Here is a 15,282-nt window from a genome sequence, read left to right as displayed (position 1 = left end):
GGAGCACCCAGAGTGGACAGTCCGACTGTGCTGCGGCGTAGGCTCGGCTCCGAGCTGCGACGATTGCGCGAGCGGACCGGGCTTCAGGCGAAAACGGCAGCCGACACCCTTCGGTTCAGCCCGACGAAGATCTCAAGGATCGAGTCCGGTCAAACGACGTTGAAGGAATCGGACGTTCGCGCACTGCTCGAACTGTATGGCGTCACCGATGAGGCAGAGCTACGGCAGTTCGTCGCGTTGACCCGCAGGAGCACGCAGCGCGGCTGGTGGCATGACTACGGGGACACCCTCCCCGACTGGTTCCAGACCTATGTCGGCCTGGAGGCGGACGCAGCACGTATCCGCACATACGAGACCGAGTTGATCCCCGGCCTCTTTCAGACACTGGACTACGCTCGTGCCACGTTTCTGATTTCGCTGTCGGGGCGCCACGAGGACGTTGAACCCATCGTCTCGCGTCGCGCCAAGCTGCGAATGCAGCGGCAAGAGGTCTTTCACCGGCAAGCCCCGCCAACCGTCTGGGCAATCCTCAGCGAGGCAGTACTGCGGCGTCCAGTTGGTGGCCCCGCTGTTATGCGCGAGCAGATCGCGCATCTCATCGAGCTGGCCCAGAAGCCGACGGTCACGATCCAGGTACTGCCATTCAGCGCCGGTGCTCACCCTGCGATGAGCATGGCCTTCCACGTTCTCTCCTTCTCCGATGTGCCAGGCCAGATCGTCTATGTCGAAGCGCTGACAAGCAGCCTGTACATAGAGAAGGAGTCGGACATCGCCCGCCACGAGTTCGTTTTTGAACAGTTGACGGCTTCTGCGATGAGTCCGGAGACGTCTCTGTCTTGGATGCACAAGCTAGCAACAGAGGAGTATGGCAATCATGGTTGACCTGACATGGCGCAAGAGCAGCTTCAGCGGCGGCGAAGGCGGAAACTGCATCGAGGTCGCTGACAACGTCCCGAACAACGTGCCAGTGCGAGACAGCAAGGACCCCCACGGGCCTATCTTGGTCTTCAGCGCCGACAGCTGGCAGGCCTTCGTGACTGACGTGCGAGCTGGCGAGTTCCCCATCGCCTGAGCCTTGACGCAAAGGAGCGCAGATGTTGGAGCCCAACACCCCAATCACTCAGTGGCGCAAGAGCAGCCACAGCAACGGCCAGGGCGACTGTATCGAGGTCGCCGACGGCGTCCCGAACACCGTCCCGGTCCGCGACAGCAAGGACCCCGACGGGCCCGCCCTGGCCTTCAGCACCGACAGCTGGCAGTCGTTCGTCGCCGGCATCCGCGCCGGGGACTTCCCCGGCCACCTCTGATCAGCCACCGTTCCGCAGCCCCGCGCCACGGTGGCGCGGGGCTGCTGCATGCCCTGGCCGCCCGAGGGTGAGATGATCGGCCCGACCCGGCGTGGGGCGAGGTGGAAGAGGCCTCACCCCGCGCCGGGTCGCCGCCGTCCGGACGAGGAGAGCCGAACGCGCCCGCTCTCAGCAGTTGATGTACCTCATCGAGAGCGAGGTGAAGTGCGTGCCCGACGGCGCGTAGAGGGTGAACGCGCGGGACTTCCCCTTGCCGCCCGCCCAGCCGCTGTCGACGTGGCCGTGGTTCGAGAGGTTGCCCTGCACGTAGGGACAGCGGCCGTCCGCCTTGGTGTCGTGCACGGTGCCGATGACCTTGGTGTTGTTGTTGCACCACTTTCCGCTGGCGTAGCCCTCGCCCGAGCTGATGGTCCAGTTGTTGGTGCAGGAGTCGGCGGGCGTGGCCGCCGAGGCGGCGGGGGCGCCGGCGACCGGCACCAGCAGGGCGGCCAGGGCCACGGCCCCGGTTCCGAACCTCACGAGAACAGCACGGCTCTTGGACACGAGTTCCCTCCACAGGTAGGTCGGCACGAGGCCCGACCGGCCGCGGCAGTCCCCCCGCGGATTCGTCCTCGGCACTCTTCGAGAGTGACGAGACCGACAAATGGCGTCAACACCGAAATAGAGCGGATATCCGTTTCGCGGCAACGGGCGGAAGCACCCGTTTCCCACGCAAGCCGGGAAAGTGCTCCGCACTCTCTTCGGCGCGCTCCTGTGCGATTCCGAGACGACTGGTAAAACCCAGCCCTACGCCGGGAAAAGGAACGTTCGACCGCCCGACGGGGGATGTCAGGACCCGAACAGCAGGGCCCCGGCGCATGGCCGCGCACGCTGCGGACCGCGCCGTCGGCCCATGTCGTGCGGATCATCCAGTCCGGCCTGTACTGCAAGGGCTACAGCGGCGGTGACACCGACGGCGTCTACCGCGAACGGGGCTCGGCCGCGGTGCGCCATCCAGCAGTGGATGAACGCGAAGTACGTGGGCCGGCGCAACCACTTCATCGTCCCGTGCGACGGCACCATCTCCCCAGCACCGGCGCGGCACGGCCCGCCCGTAAGCCCCCACCGGCCCTGTCCGACGCACCCGCGCGGGACAGGGCCTCGGGAGAGGTCGCTCTCAACCACCGCCGGCCCGTGCGGCCGTGAGGATCGACTCGGCTTCAGTGCTGGGAGTTGAGGCCTTGCTAGAATCATCAAGCACAACCTGGTGACATGGTCTCCCATCACGCCACCCACTGACCGCCCTGCCGCAAAGGCACTGGTCAGGAGGATAGATGGTAAGACTTGATCACCGCTTCGGAAGCCCTCGGAAGAGGGCCGGCCCTCTGCTCTCGGAGGGTGACTCCGGTAGGTGGGTTCGTCCGCATCCGGTCAAGGCGCTTGGACGATCCGCGAGTTGGCACGCCCTCGGGCTGCCGCGACGCTCAGTGGGATGGCAGTCCCGCTGAGCGTCTCGCACATCTGGACGCTTCGGAAAGACCGCCGCCGTCGACGGCAGTCGACTCGTAGGGAGAGGTGCACAAGGTCGTCTCCTGCCCTGTTCTCCTCATCACCAGTTCCTCCCGCACGGCAGGCATCGCGCGCGGCCCACGAAGACAGCCGAGGCCACACCCAGGGCCGATCAGGGGCAAGGCATGCCTCCGGCCATACCGCCTGAGTGTGCGTCATCAATCGTCCGTTACATCATAGATGACTGTTTCACCGAAGCGAGACAATCCGAGAACAGACGCGATGGCACCCGCCTGTCGAGCAAGGAGAAGTGCATGGGCCGCCCCCACTCACTCAACGAAATCTCGGGCCCTCTCGCAGAGTTCGCGAGCGAGCTGCGGGCCCTGAGAGAGGCCGCACGCCTCACGGTGGCCGAGACTCATCAGGCCACCGGCATCCCCGTCTCGACGATCTACGCCGCACTCAGCGGAACCCGAAAGCCGTCCCGGGAAGTGCTGGCAGCCCTTGTCACCGCATGGAACGGTGACCGCCAGGCATGGACGGAGCGCCGTCGCGAGCTCAATCTCGAACTCCGGATCGAATCAGGCCTGCGCGGCCTCATCGCAGCCGTGTCGGACACCTGCGAGGGCTGTGGAGGCCGGTTCGGCACGCGGAGGCCCGCCGACCGGAAGGGGAGCCGCTGCCCCGGTTGCCACGATCCCGCGCTTCGCGATCGCCGCCCGGACGGCACCACACTCGGCGACCCCGCTTCGGAGCAGCAAGCCCCTGTCCGACACGAGACCCTTACGGCGCTCCTGCTCGCGCTTCGCGAGGCCGCCGGGCAGCCACCCCTCCGCAAGCTCGCCGCAGACACCGGCATCAGCACCTCCACCCTGAGCCGCGTCCTGAGGGGCAGAGGATCACCACCCTGGCGCGTAGTTGACGCGATGGCCAGGGCACTTGACGCAAGCGCCGATGACCTGAAGGCCCTTCGGCGACTGTGGGAGGCCGACCTTGCCGAGTCGATCGGCGCGCCCGAGAGCGACGCCGATGAAACCGTGGACGCCCTCCAGGCCCGGATAACCGAGCTCAGGCATCAGCTAAGCACCGCCGAAGAGGAGTTGAAACACCTTCAGGAGAAGCCGACTGTTCCGGCGGGAGGCCTCGGCACGGCAACAGGGCCGACCCACCACTCCGCGACCGCTCCACCCCTTCCTCACGGGCCGGCAGCGGAAGCCGGGACCACGAATCCCACAGTGGCGGCGATGCTCCTGGGCGCACGCCTGCGCAGACTCCGTCTGAACCTCGATCTGAAAGCGGCCGCCGACGCTGCCGGTATGTCCGCTTCCAAACTGAGCCGTTTGGAACGCGGCCAGAGCCGCCCGCAGCTGAGCGATGTCCACAGGCTTGCCACGTTCTACCGGCTCCCTCCCGAGGAGGCCGCGGAGCTGGAATCGCTCACCGCGCAGGCGAACCAGCCCGCCTGGTGGCACGACTATCTCGACGTGACACCAGGCTGGCTGACCCGGCTCATGTCACTGGAGACCGTGGCATCCGAGCTGCGGGCCTACGAGGCGCGCGCGGTGCCCGGTCTGCTGCAGACCGAGGACTACGCAAAGGCCGTCCTGGCGCAGAGCCTCGGCGAAGCAGGCCGGACCAGGGCCAACCGCCTGGTCGAGTTGCGCATGGAACGCCAGAGGCGATTCTCGGCAGGCACCACACAGTCGGTGTTCATGCTGGACGAGAGCGTGCTGCACCGTCGGGTCGGGAATGCCGAGGTGATGGCCTCGCAGCTGCAACGGCTGATCGACACGTTCGACAGACCGGGTACGAATGTCCGGATCATCCCTCTCGACAGTGTGGTCGCTCCCTCACTGGCCTCACTCACACACCTAGTGTTCCAAGAGGCCGAACTGGCGGAGATGTTCTATCTGGAACAACCCGACTCGGCGGATTACATCATGGAGTCGGATCCGACACCGGGCCCCTATCGGGATCTCACGGCTCGAACGACACGGCCGGACTTCTACCGGGAGATCCACGTCCGGCTTCTCATGCAGGCCAGGACCAGACAGGAGAGCCTGGCCGCGCTGACGGAGGCCCGCGACCGGTTCTCCCACCAGCCGCCCTGAGCACCGCCCGAGCCGTTCGCCCCGACGGCAGGAGAGAAAGGAGTCGCCCCTCCTCCTGAGGGGCGACTCCGGTAGGGAGATCACTTACATCCGGTCAAGGCGCTTACGTGATCTCGGAGTTGGTCGACCTTCGAACTGCCGCGACGCCCGGGCCGGCTGGCAGACCGGCCGAACGCCCCGCAGCCCGCAGACGGGTCAGAGCTCGTCGAAGAACTCCGCGACGGGCGAGCGCTCATCGGTCGAGGAAGGATCATCGAGTCCGAACACGCTCTCGACGGCTCGCCAGGCCTTGTGGACCTTGTAGAGGCCGATGCCGACCCCCAGGGCTCGCCGCCCCCACCTGACCCACGCGGGCCTGGCAGATTTCGGTCCACCCGGCTTCTGCCCGGCCCCGGGGTCCGGCGCCTTCCGGCTCTCTTCGCCTTCGGGCTGCTGGTCCTCGCGTTCCGCGCGATCTGCCACGGTGGTCCCCCTTGCTATGTCGGCGGTGTACATGACTCCGACCGGCGAACGGCCGGGCCGACCGCCAGGACCGGGGTACTGGCGACCGGCTCGACCGTCCGACCGAGCAAGGACCCGGGCATCCCACAGGGGCCCCGAGGACCCCCACTCTACCGCCGCCACCGGGCTGCTTCCGCGCGCCCGGCGAGCACCGACGCAGCGATCAGCGACTTTGCTGGTCAAGATATTTGACGGTCAATCAGTTTGCCCACAACCCAGTGCGGGGGCTCACACCCGGTCCCCGTCCAGCAGTCGGGCCAGCAGGGCGGCCGGGCCCTCGGGGAGGCTGCCGTGGACGAGTTCCGTGCGGTGGACCAGACGGGGGCTGCGGACCGGGACGGCGGTGATGCCGGGGGCGGCGTCCAGGGCGGAGACGGGGAGGACGGCGAGGCCGTGGCCGGCGGCGACCAGGGTGAGCAGGCCGCGCAGGTCGGTGCCCTGGTAGCGGGTGGCGGGGCGGAAGCCGTCGATGCCGGTGGCGGCGCGCAGGCGGGCGGCGGCGGGCGCGAGGTCCGGGGCGTCGAGCCAGCGGGCGGAGGAGAGGTCGGCGAGGGCGAGCCCGGGGCGGCCGGCCAGCGGGTGGCCGGTGGGGAGCGCGACGGCGAGCGGCTGCTCGGCGACCGCCACCGTGGCGAGCGGGCCGACGTCCGGGAGCGGCAGGGGGTCGCTGGGCGCGGCCAGGCCGTCGATCAGGGCGAGGTCCACCTCGCCGGTGGCCGCCTGGGCGGGCAGCGCGCCCTGGGACAGCACCCGGACCACGAGGTCCACCCGCGGGTACACCCGGCGCACTTCGGCGAGTGCGCTCCCCAGGGCGGCGCCCATCGCGAGCGGGGTGGTGCCGAGCACCAGCCGGGCGCTCGGAGCACCCGCCAGGCGTGCGACATCGGCGCGCGCCGCGTCCAGCCGCACCAGCAGCGGACCGGCGTGCTCCAGCAGCCGCCCGCCCGCCTCGGTGGGGCCGACCGGGCGGCGGTTCAACAGGGCGACCCCGAGGTCGGCCTCCAGCACGGCGATCTGCTGGGAGACCGCGGACTGGGTGTAGCCCAGCTCCCGGGCCGCCTCGGAGAACGAGCCGAGACGGGTCACGGTGACGAAGGTGCGCAGCAGATGCGGATCCATGGCTATCAGATCCTCTGATCAGAGAGTAAGGAATCATCGTTGGCACTGATGTCGGCCCGGGAGTGAGGATAGCCGCATGGCCTACCTGACCCCCCGCATCGCCCTGGTCGGCGACCGCTCCCCCGCCGTCCGCTCGCACGCCCGCGTCCCCGGCCTGCTCGACGCGCTCGCCGAGCACGACCAGCTCGTCCTGGACGCCTACTGGATCCCCACCGAGGACGCCGGAACGCCCACCGCGCTCGACGGCTTCGACGCCATCTGGCTGCTCCCCGGCAGCCCGTACCGCAGCGAGGCGGGTGCCCTGGCCGCCGTCCGGACCGCCCGGGAGCGCGGCATCCCGTTCCTCGGCACCTGTGCGGGCTTCCAGCACGCGGTGCTGGAGTACGCGCGCGACGTCTGCGGGATCGGCGGCGCCGCACACGGCGAGTCGCACCCCGAGCGGGACGAGCTGCTGATCGTGCCGCTCACCTGTTCGCTGGTCGGGCACGAGGGCGCGGTGGAGATCACTCCCGGCTCACTCGCCGAGCGGGTCTTCGAAACCACCCGCACCCTGGAGCGGTACCACTGCGCGTACGGACTGAACGCCGACTACCTGGCGCGACTGCGCGGGCGCGGGCTGCGGTTCAGCGGTGTGGACGGCACCGGCGAGGTGCGGGTGCTCGAACTGCCCGGCCACCCGTTCTTCCTGGCCTCGCTGTTCCAGCCCGAACTCGCCGGGGACGGCACCCGCGCCCACCCCGCGATCCGCGCGCTCGCCGCAGCCGCGGTCGAGCACGCGTCCGCCGTCGGGCACGCGTCCGCCGTCGGGCACGGAACCGGCGTCGAGCACGGAACCGGCGTCGGCGTCTGACCGGAAAAGCAGGAAAACCGGAAACCCGAAACGAGCCGAAGAACCGAGGAGAGACCCGCATGACCACCGAGATCGCCGGGGTGAAGATCCCCGACAGCAAGCTCGCCACCGAGGCCACCGAACTCGTCCGCGATGCCACCACCGAACTGCTGTACCACCACTCGCGCCGGGTCCACCTCTTCGGCGCCCTCCAGGGGCAGCGGCGCGGCCTCACCTTCGACCCCGAACTGCTCTACCTCGCCGCGATGTTCCACGACCTCGGCCTCGGGCCCGAACACCGCGCCTCCGGGCGGCGGTTCGAGGTCGACGGCGCCGAGGCGGCGGCCGCCTTCCTGCGCGGGCACGGGGTGGACGAGCGACGGGTCCGCCTCGTCTGGGAGGCCATCGCCCTGCACACCACGCCCGGGATCCCGGAGTACCTGGAGCCCGAGATCGCCCTCACCACCGCCGGTGTCGAGCTGGACGTGCTCGGCATCGGCTACCACGACATCGACGCCGGCGCCCGGGACGCGGTCGTCGCCGCCCACCCCCGGCCGGACTTCAAGCGCGGCATCCTGCGCGCCTTCCACGAGGGCATCGCGCCCAAGCCGGAGACCACCTTCGGCAACGTCAAGGCCGATGTGCTGGCCCGGTTCAGCCCCGGTTTCAAACGGACCGACTTCGTCGAGGTGATCGAGCGCTCCGACTGGCCGGAGTGATCGCGGAGGCGGACAGTGCGCCACCGCGGGTGGCGCGAAAGTGCCGTGACCGTCCGTCCGCAGTCCCCGCCGCGGAGGAGTCCGGCCGGATCAGGCCCGACGCGCCTTCAGCCCGTCCCAGACCTCGGCGACCCGGGGAGCCAGGGCGTCCAGCGGGCCGCTGTTGTCGATCACCACGTCCGCGACGGCGAGCCGGCCGGCCCGGGTGGCCTGGGCGGCCATCCGGGCCCGGGCCTCCTCCTCGGCCATGCCGCGCAGGCGGACCAGCCGGTCGACCCGGACGTCGTCCTCGGCGTCGACCACGATCACCAGGTCGTACAGCGGGGCGAGACCGTTCTCGGCGAGCAGCGGGACGTCGTGCACCACCACCGCGTCCGGCGCGGCGGCCTCCTCCAGTTCGGCGGAGCGGGCCCGGACCAGCGGGTGGACGATGGCGTTCAGCGCCTTGAGCCGCTCCGGGTCGGCGAAGACCACGGCGCCCAGCGCGGGGCGGTCCAGCGAGCCGTCCGGCCGCAGGATCTCCGGGCCGAACTCGCCGACCACGGCCGCCAGGCCCGGCGTGCCGGGGGCGACCACCTCGCGGGCGATCACATCGGAGTCCACGATCACCGCGCCATGGGCGGCGAGCAGCCGCGACACCTCGCTCTTGCCCGCGCCGATGCCACCCGTCAGTCCGATCTTCAGCATGGCGCCAGGCTACCGGCGCGGGCGAGGCGGCGTCAGGCCGCCCACCGCGACGTCGGCCCGCCCACAACGGCGTCAGGCCAGATCGAGGCTCTCGCCCTCCCCCAGGGTCCGCAGCTCCGCGCCCGTCCCCGGGCCGCCGGGCCCCACCAGCCGGGTGTGCAACGCCAGGCCCACCGGGCTGAGCACCGCGTCATGGATCGGGAGCGCCTGCCGCGGGCCCGCCTCCCGGACGTAGTCGATCAGCTCGGAGATCTTGGTCCACGGCGCGGCGATCGGCAGCAGCAGCGTCTCCACGGTGTGCGGCGGCACGGTGAGCGCGTCGCCGGGGTGGAAGAGCCGGCCGTCGAAGAGAAAGCCGATGTTCTTCACCAGCGGGATGTCCGGGTGGATCACCGCGTGCCACTCGCCGTGCACCGAGACGTCGATCCCGCCGACCTGGAAGGCGTCGCCCTCGCCGACCACCGTCACCCGCTGCGCCGCACCGTCCAGCTGCGCGGCCACCGCGCTGTTGGTCCACACCCGCAGCGCCGGGTCGGCCTCCAGCGCGGCGCGCAGCCGGGCCTCCTCGAAGTGGTCCACGTGCTCATGGGTGATCAGGACGGCATCCGCCCCCGCGAGGGCGGCCGGATCGGTGAACACCCCGGGGTCGACGACGACGGTGGTGCCGCCGTGCTCCAGGCGTACGCAGGCATGTCCGAACTTGGTGATTCGCATGGCGAAAACAGTACAGCAAGGCTGTGCAGTTTTGCTGTACAACCTGACGATAGACTTCTCCTATGAGCAGCCCCCAGCCCACCGACGGCCCCGCCCCCCGCCCCGACACGCTGGAACTCGCCGCCGACCTCCGCGCCGCCATCGGCGACCTGGTCCGCGCGCTGCGCCCCGGCGACACCCTGCCGCAGAACCAGGCCGGCGTCCTCGGTCTGCTGGTCCGTGACGAGCGCGCCTGCACCGTCAGCGAACTGGCCGCCCTCCAGCGGGTCCGCCACCAGTCGATGGCCCGGACGGTCGCCCTGCTGATCGAGGCCGGCCTGGTCACCCAGCAGCCGCACGCCACCGACGGCCGCAAGCTCCTGATCACCGCCACCGACGCCGGCCGCGCCGCCCTGCACGACCAGCGTGCCCGCCGCGAGGCCTGGATCGCCGACGCCATCGAGACCCGCCTCACCCCCGCCGAGCAGCAGACCCTCCGCGACAGCGTCACGCTGCTGCGCCGGCTCCGCTGAGCGGCCGGGTCGGGGCAGCCGAGTCAGGACAACAGGATCAGGGCGTCGAGCCGACCAGCGTCTTCTTCGGCTCCGGCCGCGGCGCCGGGAGCGCGGCGGGCTCGATGGCGGGCTCGATCGCGGGCAGGTCGACGTGCTCGCTGAGCCCGAAGCGGCGGTGGAGGCGGCGCAGCGGGGCCGGGGCCCACCAGTTGAACTCGCCGAAGAGGCTCATCGCGGCGGGGACGAGCAGGCAGCGGACCAGGGTGGCGTCGACGGCCACGGCGACGGCGAGCGCGATGCCCATCTGCTTGACCATCAGCATGTCCCCGGCGGCGAAGCCGGCGAAGACGATCACCATCAGCAGGGCCGCCGAGGTGATGATCTTCCCGCTGCGCTGGACGCCCAGTTCGACGGCGCGGGTGCAGCTGTGTCCCTTGTCACGCAGCTCCTTGATCCGCGCGAGCAGGAAGACCTCGTAGTCCATGGAGAGCCCGAAGGCGAAGGCGAAGACCAGGACCGGGATGAAGGTCTCCAGTCCGCCGGTGGGGCTGAAGCCGAGCAGGCCGCTGAAGTAGCCGTCCTGGAAGATCAGCGTGAGCGCGCCCAGCGAGGCGCCGAGCGAGAGCAGGTTCATCAGCAGGGCCTTGACCGGCATCACCACCGAGCCGGTCATCAGGAACAGCAGGATCAGGGTCCCGACCGCGACCAGGCCGAGCGCCCAGGGGCCGCGGGTCAGCAGCTCGTGCTGGAAGTCGACCACGGAGGCGGCTCCGCCGGTGACGTAGGTGGTGAGCCCGCCGCGGTCGGCGCGCAGCTCCTCGACCACCTGCTTGGCCGGTCCGCCCTGGGGGTCGCCGTGCACCAGCACGTCGATGGTGGAGAGGGTGTCGGTGACCGGGGTCACCGCCCGGACCCCGCTGACACCGGGGAGCTTGGCGACCACGCTGTCCGCGTACGCCTGGGCGGCGGGCGCGCCGCTCTCGACCACCACGGTGACCGCCGCCGGCGAGACCTGCGGGAAGCGCTGGTCGATGGTGTCGGCGACCTGCCGGCCGGCCGAGGCGGCCGGCAGCACGGCGGCGCCGGAGTTGCGCATCTCGGCGTGGAGGAACGGTGCCCCGGCGGCCATCAGCAACGCGGTGCAGGCGAGTGCGACGGGCACCGCGCGCTTGCGCACCCGCCGGACGGTGCGGCTGAAGAAGCCCTCGTCGGGGACGGGCGCGGCGGGCGCCTTGATCCGGCGGCCGGCGAAGCCGAGCAGGGCGGGGATGAGGGTGAGCGCGGCGGCGACGGCGATCACCACCACGCTCACCCCGGCGGCGGCGACCGCCCCGAGCACCGGGCTGGTGAAGATGAAGAGGCCGGAGAGCGCGACGGCGACGGTCAGCCCGGAGAAGGCGACGGTCCGGCCGGCGGTGGCGGCGGTCCGTTCGACGGCGGCGTCGATGGACGCGCCCTGGCCGCGTTCCTCGCGGAAACGATTCACCATGAGCAGCGCGTAGTCGATCGACAGGCCCAGGCCCAGGACGGTGGCGATCGGCAGCACGCTGGTGTCGATGTCCATGAGCTTGCTGAAGCCGAACATGGCCAGAAGTGCGCCCCCCACCGAGGCCACCGCGCCGATCACGGGCAGGCTGGCGGCGGCCAGCCCGCCGAAGACCAGCACCATGACGATCAGGGTGAGCGGCAGGGTGACGATCTCGCCGAAGCGGGTGTCCCGCTCGGTCTGCTTCTTGACCTCGTCCTGGAGCACCAGGTCCCCGCCGACGGTGACGTGGGCGCCGTCGGCCTTGAGGTCCGCCAGCCGCTGGGTGACGGCGCCGGTCTGGGCGTCGGTGCTGGTCTCGGCCATCCGGACGGAGATCAGGCTCGCGTTCCCGTCGGCGGAGCGCAGGGCGGCGGCGGCCGGGTCGGTGCCGTAGGCGTCGGTGACCGAGGAGACCCCGGGCAGCGCGGCGATCTCGGCGGTGGCGCGGGTGACGGCGTCCCGTACCGCCTGGTCGTCGACGGGCCTGCCGTCCACCACGGCGGTGACGGTGCCCCTGACCGGATCGGCCGCGGCGACCACCGCCCCGCCGCGGTCCGCCTCGGAGCTGGCCGAGGAGGCGCCGGCCACCGAACCCGCGAAGACCCGGCCGCCGATCAGCACCCCGACCACCAGGACCACGGCCCAGAACCCGAGCACCCAGCGCCGGTGCCGGAAGCAGAACCGGCCGAGGGCGGCGAGCCGCCCGTCGACCTTGTTGTCGGCGGAGGCGGAAACAGCGGCGGAGGCGGCGGCGGGGAGGGGGGTCACTGCGGTGCTACGGCGCATATACAGGGTGCCTAGCGTGCGGGGCCGGTGAGCAGCCCGATCGGGCAACTCATCCCAAGGTAGGTCCTAGGTCCCGAACGGCACATAGTGAACAGATGAGCCCCTTATCACAAAAATCCTTCACATAAGGGACAAATAAGTGAAGAGGAAAAACAATGCGCCCCACCCGGAAATCCGGGTGGGGCGCATCGCTCAAGCGGTGTCGCTATGCGCTAGCGACCGGCAGGGTCAGAGCCTCAGCTCTGGCCACCCGCCAGCTTCTCGCGCAGGGCGGCCAGGGCCTCGTCCGAAGCGAGAGCGCCGGAGCCCTCGTCGCTGCTGGAGGAGTACGAGCCACCGGCGGCGGCGGCAACAGCGTCGCCACCCTCGGCAGCGGCCTCGGCGTCGGCCTCACGGCTCTTGATGACCTGGGCCTGGTGCTGCTCGAAGCGGGACTGCGCCTCGGCGTACTGGCGCTCCCACTCCTCACGCTGCTTCTCGAAGCCGGGCAGCCAGTCGTTCGCCTCGGGGTCGAAGCCCTCCGGGTAGATGTAGTTGCCCTGGTCGTCGTACGAAGCGGCCATGCCGTACAGGGTCGGGTCGAACTCGACCTCGGCCGGGTTGGCACCGAGGGCCTCGTTGGCCTGCTTCAGCGAGAGGCTGATGCGACGACGCTCGAGGTCGATGTCGATGACCTTGACGAAGATCTCGTCGCCGACCTGGACGACCTGCTCCGGGATCTCGACGTGGCGCTCGGCCAGCTCGGAGATGTGGACCAGACCCTCGATGCCCTCGTCCACGCGGACGAACGCACCGAACGGAACCAGCTTGGTGACCTTACCCGGGACGACCTGGCCGATCTGGTGGGTACGGGCGAACTGCTGCCACGGGTCCTCCTGGGTCGCCTTCAGCGACAGGGAGACGCGCTCGCGGTCCATGTCGACGTCGAGAACCTCGACGGTGACCTCCTGGCCGACCTCGACAACCTCGGACGGGTGGTCGATGTGCTTCCAGGACAGCTCGGAGACGTGAACCAGACCGTCGACGCCGCCGAGGTCCACGAACGCACCGAAGTTGACGATCGAGGAAACGACGCCGGAGCGCACCTGGCCCTTCTGCAGGGTGGTGAGGAAGGTCTGGCGGACCTCGCTCTGGGTCTGCTCCAGCCAGGCACGGCGGGACAGGACCACGTTGTTGCGGTTCTTGTCCAGCTCGATGATCTTGGCCTCGAGCTCCTTGCCCACGTAGGGCTGGAGGTCGCGGACACGGCGCATCTCGACGAGCGAGGCCGGCAGGAAGCCACGGAGGCCGATGTCGAGGATGAGACCACCCTTGACGACCTCGATGACGGTACCGGTGACGATGCCGTCCTCTTCCTTGATCTTCTCGATCGTGCCCCAGGCACGCTCGTACTGAGCGCGCTTCTTGGACAGGATGAGACGACCCTCCTTGTCCTCCTTCTGGAGAACCAGGGCCTCGATGTTGTCACCGACGGAGACGACCTCGTGCGGGTCAACGTCGTGCTTGATCGAGAGCTCACGGGACGGGATGACGCCCTCGGTCTTGTAACCGATGTCGAGGAGCACCTCGTCACGGTCGACCTTCACGATGACGCCCTCGACGATGTCGCCATCGTTGAAGTACTTGATGGTCTCGTCGATCGCGGCGAGGAACGCCTCAGCGTCGCCGATGTCGTTGACCGCGACCTGCGGGGTGGTGCTGAGGGAGGAGTCGGTGGGGCTCGTCATTAGGAAAAGGGCTCCGGTACGGACATGAAGTCGTAGGTAATGCCACGCGGAGGGCCCGTATCGCTCCCACCGAAAGCCGGACAGCCAAGAACACGGCGCACCGGAGGTTCCCGCACAGCGAGAAAACCGGTGTCCGTCTTGCGACCGTGGGGTCTTCGACAGATGCGAGCGCGACCTGCTCCGTCCGAGGCGCGCAGGCCCGCAGCGCAACTTGTAGCATACGGGGACGGCCAGGCACGGTCAACGCCAAGGGCGCCAAGACGGTGGAGGCCGGTATGGATCAGGCCATATCCTCCGATTGCGCACCTCATGGGTGGCGGCCGCAGGAAGCCTTCCCCGGATGCCACCGCCAGGATCCGGGCCTTTCGGGCCGGGTTCGCGGCAGCGGCGCTTCCGCAGACCACACCCTACGCGATGGGCATTATCACCGTGGCCACCACCCCCCAGTCCGACCTGCATGATCTTGACGACGACGGCGACGACGCGGTAAGGCGCGCGGCCGAGGCCGGCGAGAGCAGCCGGGCCAGCCGGCACTGGTGGGACCGCAACGCGGACGAGTACCAGGACGAGCACGGGGAGTTCCTCGGCGACGACCGGTTCGTCTGGTGCCCGGAGGGCCTGGACGAGGCCGACGCCCGGCTGCTCGGGGACGTCCGGGGGCTGGCCGTGCTGGAGCTCGGCGCCGGCGCCGCCCAGTGCTCGCGCTGGCTGGCCGGACAGGGCGCCCGCCCGGTGGCCCTGGACATCTCCTTCCGCCAGCTCCAGCACTCCCGCCGGATCGACCTCGCGCGCGGCGCCTCCCCCGTGCCGGTGGTGCAGGCCGACGCCGCCGTGCTGCCGTTCGCGGACGGCTCGTTCGACCTGGCCTGCTCCGCGTACGGGGCGGTGCCGTTCAGCGCCGACACCGCCGCGCTGATGCGCGAGGTGCACCGGGTGCTGCGGCCGGGCGGGCGCTGGGTGTTCTCGGTCACCCACCCGATCCGCTGGGCCTTCCCGGACGAGCCCGGGGTCGAGGGGCTGACCGCCGTCGCCTCCTACTTCGACCGCACCCCCTACGTGGAGGAGGACGAGCACGGCCGGGCCACCTACGTCGAGCACCACCGCACGCTCGGGGACCGGGTGCGCGAACTGACCGGCGCAGGCTTCCGGCTGCTGGACCTGGTCGAGCCGGAGTGGCCGCAGGGGCACGAGCAGGAGTGGGGCGGCTGGTCGCCGCTGCGCGGGCGGCTGATCCCGGGCACCGCGGTCTTCGTCGCCGAGCGGGACTGACGC

15 protein-coding genes are annotated in these 15,282 nt (G+C 70.2%); 8 read left to right on the top strand and 7 right to left on the bottom strand.

The window, feature by feature from the left end:
* Positions 1-12 precede the first annotated feature (12 nt).
* Genes ACIO5D_RS15315 through ACIO5D_RS15305 form a run of 3 tightly spaced genes read left to right on the top strand, consistent with a single transcriptional unit; the run spans position 13 to position 1,307 of the window.
* Entirely contained in the window at positions 13-882 is an 870-nt protein-coding gene (locus ACIO5D_RS15315; protein ID WP_400795436.1) for a helix-turn-helix domain-containing protein, read from the top strand.
* Entirely contained in the window at positions 875-1,072 is a 198-nt protein-coding gene (locus ACIO5D_RS15310; protein WP_400795433.1) for a DUF397 domain-containing protein, read from the top strand. Before ACIO5D_RS15315 ends, ACIO5D_RS15310 begins: the two co-directional genes overlap by 8 nt.
* Positions 1,073-1,094: 22 nt before the next feature.
* Positions 1,095-1,307 carry a DUF397 domain-containing protein gene (locus tag ACIO5D_RS15305; protein WP_400795430.1) on the top strand — a complete coding sequence of 71 codons (213 nt, stop codon included), beginning with the start codon at positions 1,095-1,097 and terminating at the stop codon, positions 1,305-1,307.
* A 168-nt stretch (positions 1,308-1,475) separates the two neighbouring features.
* Here ACIO5D_RS15305 and ACIO5D_RS15300 read toward each other — a convergent pair whose 3' ends face one another.
* The gene (locus tag ACIO5D_RS15300) at positions 1,476-1,826 is read right to left on the bottom strand and encodes a hypothetical protein (protein WP_363609306.1); all 351 of its coding nucleotides are present in this window, start codon (positions 1,824-1,826) and stop codon (positions 1,476-1,478) included.
* Positions 1,827-3,109: 1,283 nt separating this feature from the next.
* Here ACIO5D_RS15300 and ACIO5D_RS15295 point away from each other — a divergent pair.
* Positions 3,110-4,906: a Scr1 family TA system antitoxin-like transcriptional regulator gene (locus ACIO5D_RS15295; protein ID WP_400795427.1), complete on the top strand. Its 1,797-nt coding sequence runs from the start codon at positions 3,110-3,112 to the stop codon at positions 4,904-4,906.
* A 195-nt stretch (positions 4,907-5,101) separates the two neighbouring features.
* Here ACIO5D_RS15295 and ACIO5D_RS15290 read toward each other — a convergent pair whose 3' ends face one another.
* Together ACIO5D_RS15290 and ACIO5D_RS15285 are read right to left on the bottom strand one after the other, a co-directional pair.
* Entirely contained in the window at positions 5,102-5,401 is a 300-nt protein-coding gene (locus ACIO5D_RS15290; protein ID WP_400658059.1) for a hypothetical protein, read from the bottom strand.
* A gap of 234 nt (positions 5,402-5,635) precedes the next feature.
* On the bottom strand, positions 5,636-6,526 hold the full coding sequence (locus tag ACIO5D_RS15285; RefSeq protein ID WP_400658061.1) for a LysR family transcriptional regulator: 891 nt from the start codon (positions 6,524-6,526) through the stop codon (positions 5,636-5,638).
* A 76-nt stretch (positions 6,527-6,602) separates the two neighbouring features.
* Here ACIO5D_RS15285 and ACIO5D_RS15280 point away from each other — a divergent pair, with 76 nt between their 5' ends.
* The gene (locus ACIO5D_RS15280; RefSeq protein WP_400795424.1) at positions 6,603-7,376 is read left to right on the top strand and encodes a hypothetical protein; all 774 of its coding nucleotides are present in this window, start codon (positions 6,603-6,605) and stop codon (positions 7,374-7,376) included.
* Between the two features lie 59 nt (positions 7,377-7,435).
* Positions 7,436-8,074 carry an HD domain-containing protein gene (locus ACIO5D_RS15275; protein ID WP_400658065.1) on the top strand — a complete coding sequence of 213 codons (639 nt, stop codon included), beginning with the start codon at positions 7,436-7,438 and terminating at the stop codon, positions 8,072-8,074.
* A 90-nt stretch (positions 8,075-8,164) separates the two neighbouring features.
* On the opposite strand, the gene coaE is transcribed toward ACIO5D_RS15275, so the two are convergent.
* Both coaE and ACIO5D_RS15265 read right to left on the bottom strand, forming a co-directional pair.
* Positions 8,165-8,761 carry a dephospho-CoA kinase gene (coaE, locus tag ACIO5D_RS15270; protein ID WP_400795421.1) on the bottom strand — a complete coding sequence of 199 codons (597 nt, stop codon included), beginning with the start codon at positions 8,759-8,761 and terminating at the stop codon, positions 8,165-8,167.
* Positions 8,762-8,833: 72 nt separating this feature from the next.
* Positions 8,834-9,475 carry an MBL fold metallo-hydrolase gene (locus ACIO5D_RS15265; RefSeq protein WP_363609324.1) on the bottom strand — a complete coding sequence of 214 codons (642 nt, stop codon included), beginning with the start codon at positions 9,473-9,475 and terminating at the stop codon, positions 8,834-8,836.
* A gap of 62 nt (positions 9,476-9,537) precedes the next feature.
* On the opposite strand from ACIO5D_RS15265, the gene ACIO5D_RS15260 reads away from it, so the two are divergent.
* Entirely contained in the window at positions 9,538-9,987 is a 450-nt protein-coding gene (locus ACIO5D_RS15260) for a MarR family winged helix-turn-helix transcriptional regulator (protein WP_400795418.1), read from the top strand.
* A 37-nt stretch (positions 9,988-10,024) separates the two neighbouring features.
* Here the strand turns inward: ACIO5D_RS15260 and ACIO5D_RS15255 are convergent, their stop codons facing one another.
* Entirely contained in the window at positions 10,025-12,283 is a 2,259-nt protein-coding gene (locus ACIO5D_RS15255) for an MMPL family transporter (protein WP_400795415.1), read from the bottom strand.
* Positions 12,284-12,519: 236 nt separating this feature from the next.
* Positions 12,520-14,010: a 30S ribosomal protein S1 gene (rpsA, locus tag ACIO5D_RS15250; protein ID WP_329487183.1), complete on the bottom strand. Its 1,491-nt coding sequence runs from the start codon at positions 14,008-14,010 to the stop codon at positions 12,520-12,522.
* Positions 14,011-14,424: 414 nt separating this feature from the next.
* Here rpsA and ACIO5D_RS15245 point away from each other — a divergent pair, with 414 nt between their 5' ends.
* Entirely contained in the window at positions 14,425-15,279 is an 855-nt protein-coding gene (locus ACIO5D_RS15245) for a class I SAM-dependent methyltransferase (RefSeq protein WP_400795413.1), read from the top strand.
* The last annotated feature ends 3 nt before the right edge of the window (positions 15,280-15,282 follow it).

Origin of the sequence: Kitasatospora sp. NPDC087315 (genome assembly GCF_044744345.1) — a bacterium.
GTDB lineage: Bacteria > Actinomycetota > Actinomycetes > Streptomycetales > Streptomycetaceae > Kitasatospora.
This window is presented reverse-complemented; position numbering and strand designations above follow the sequence as displayed.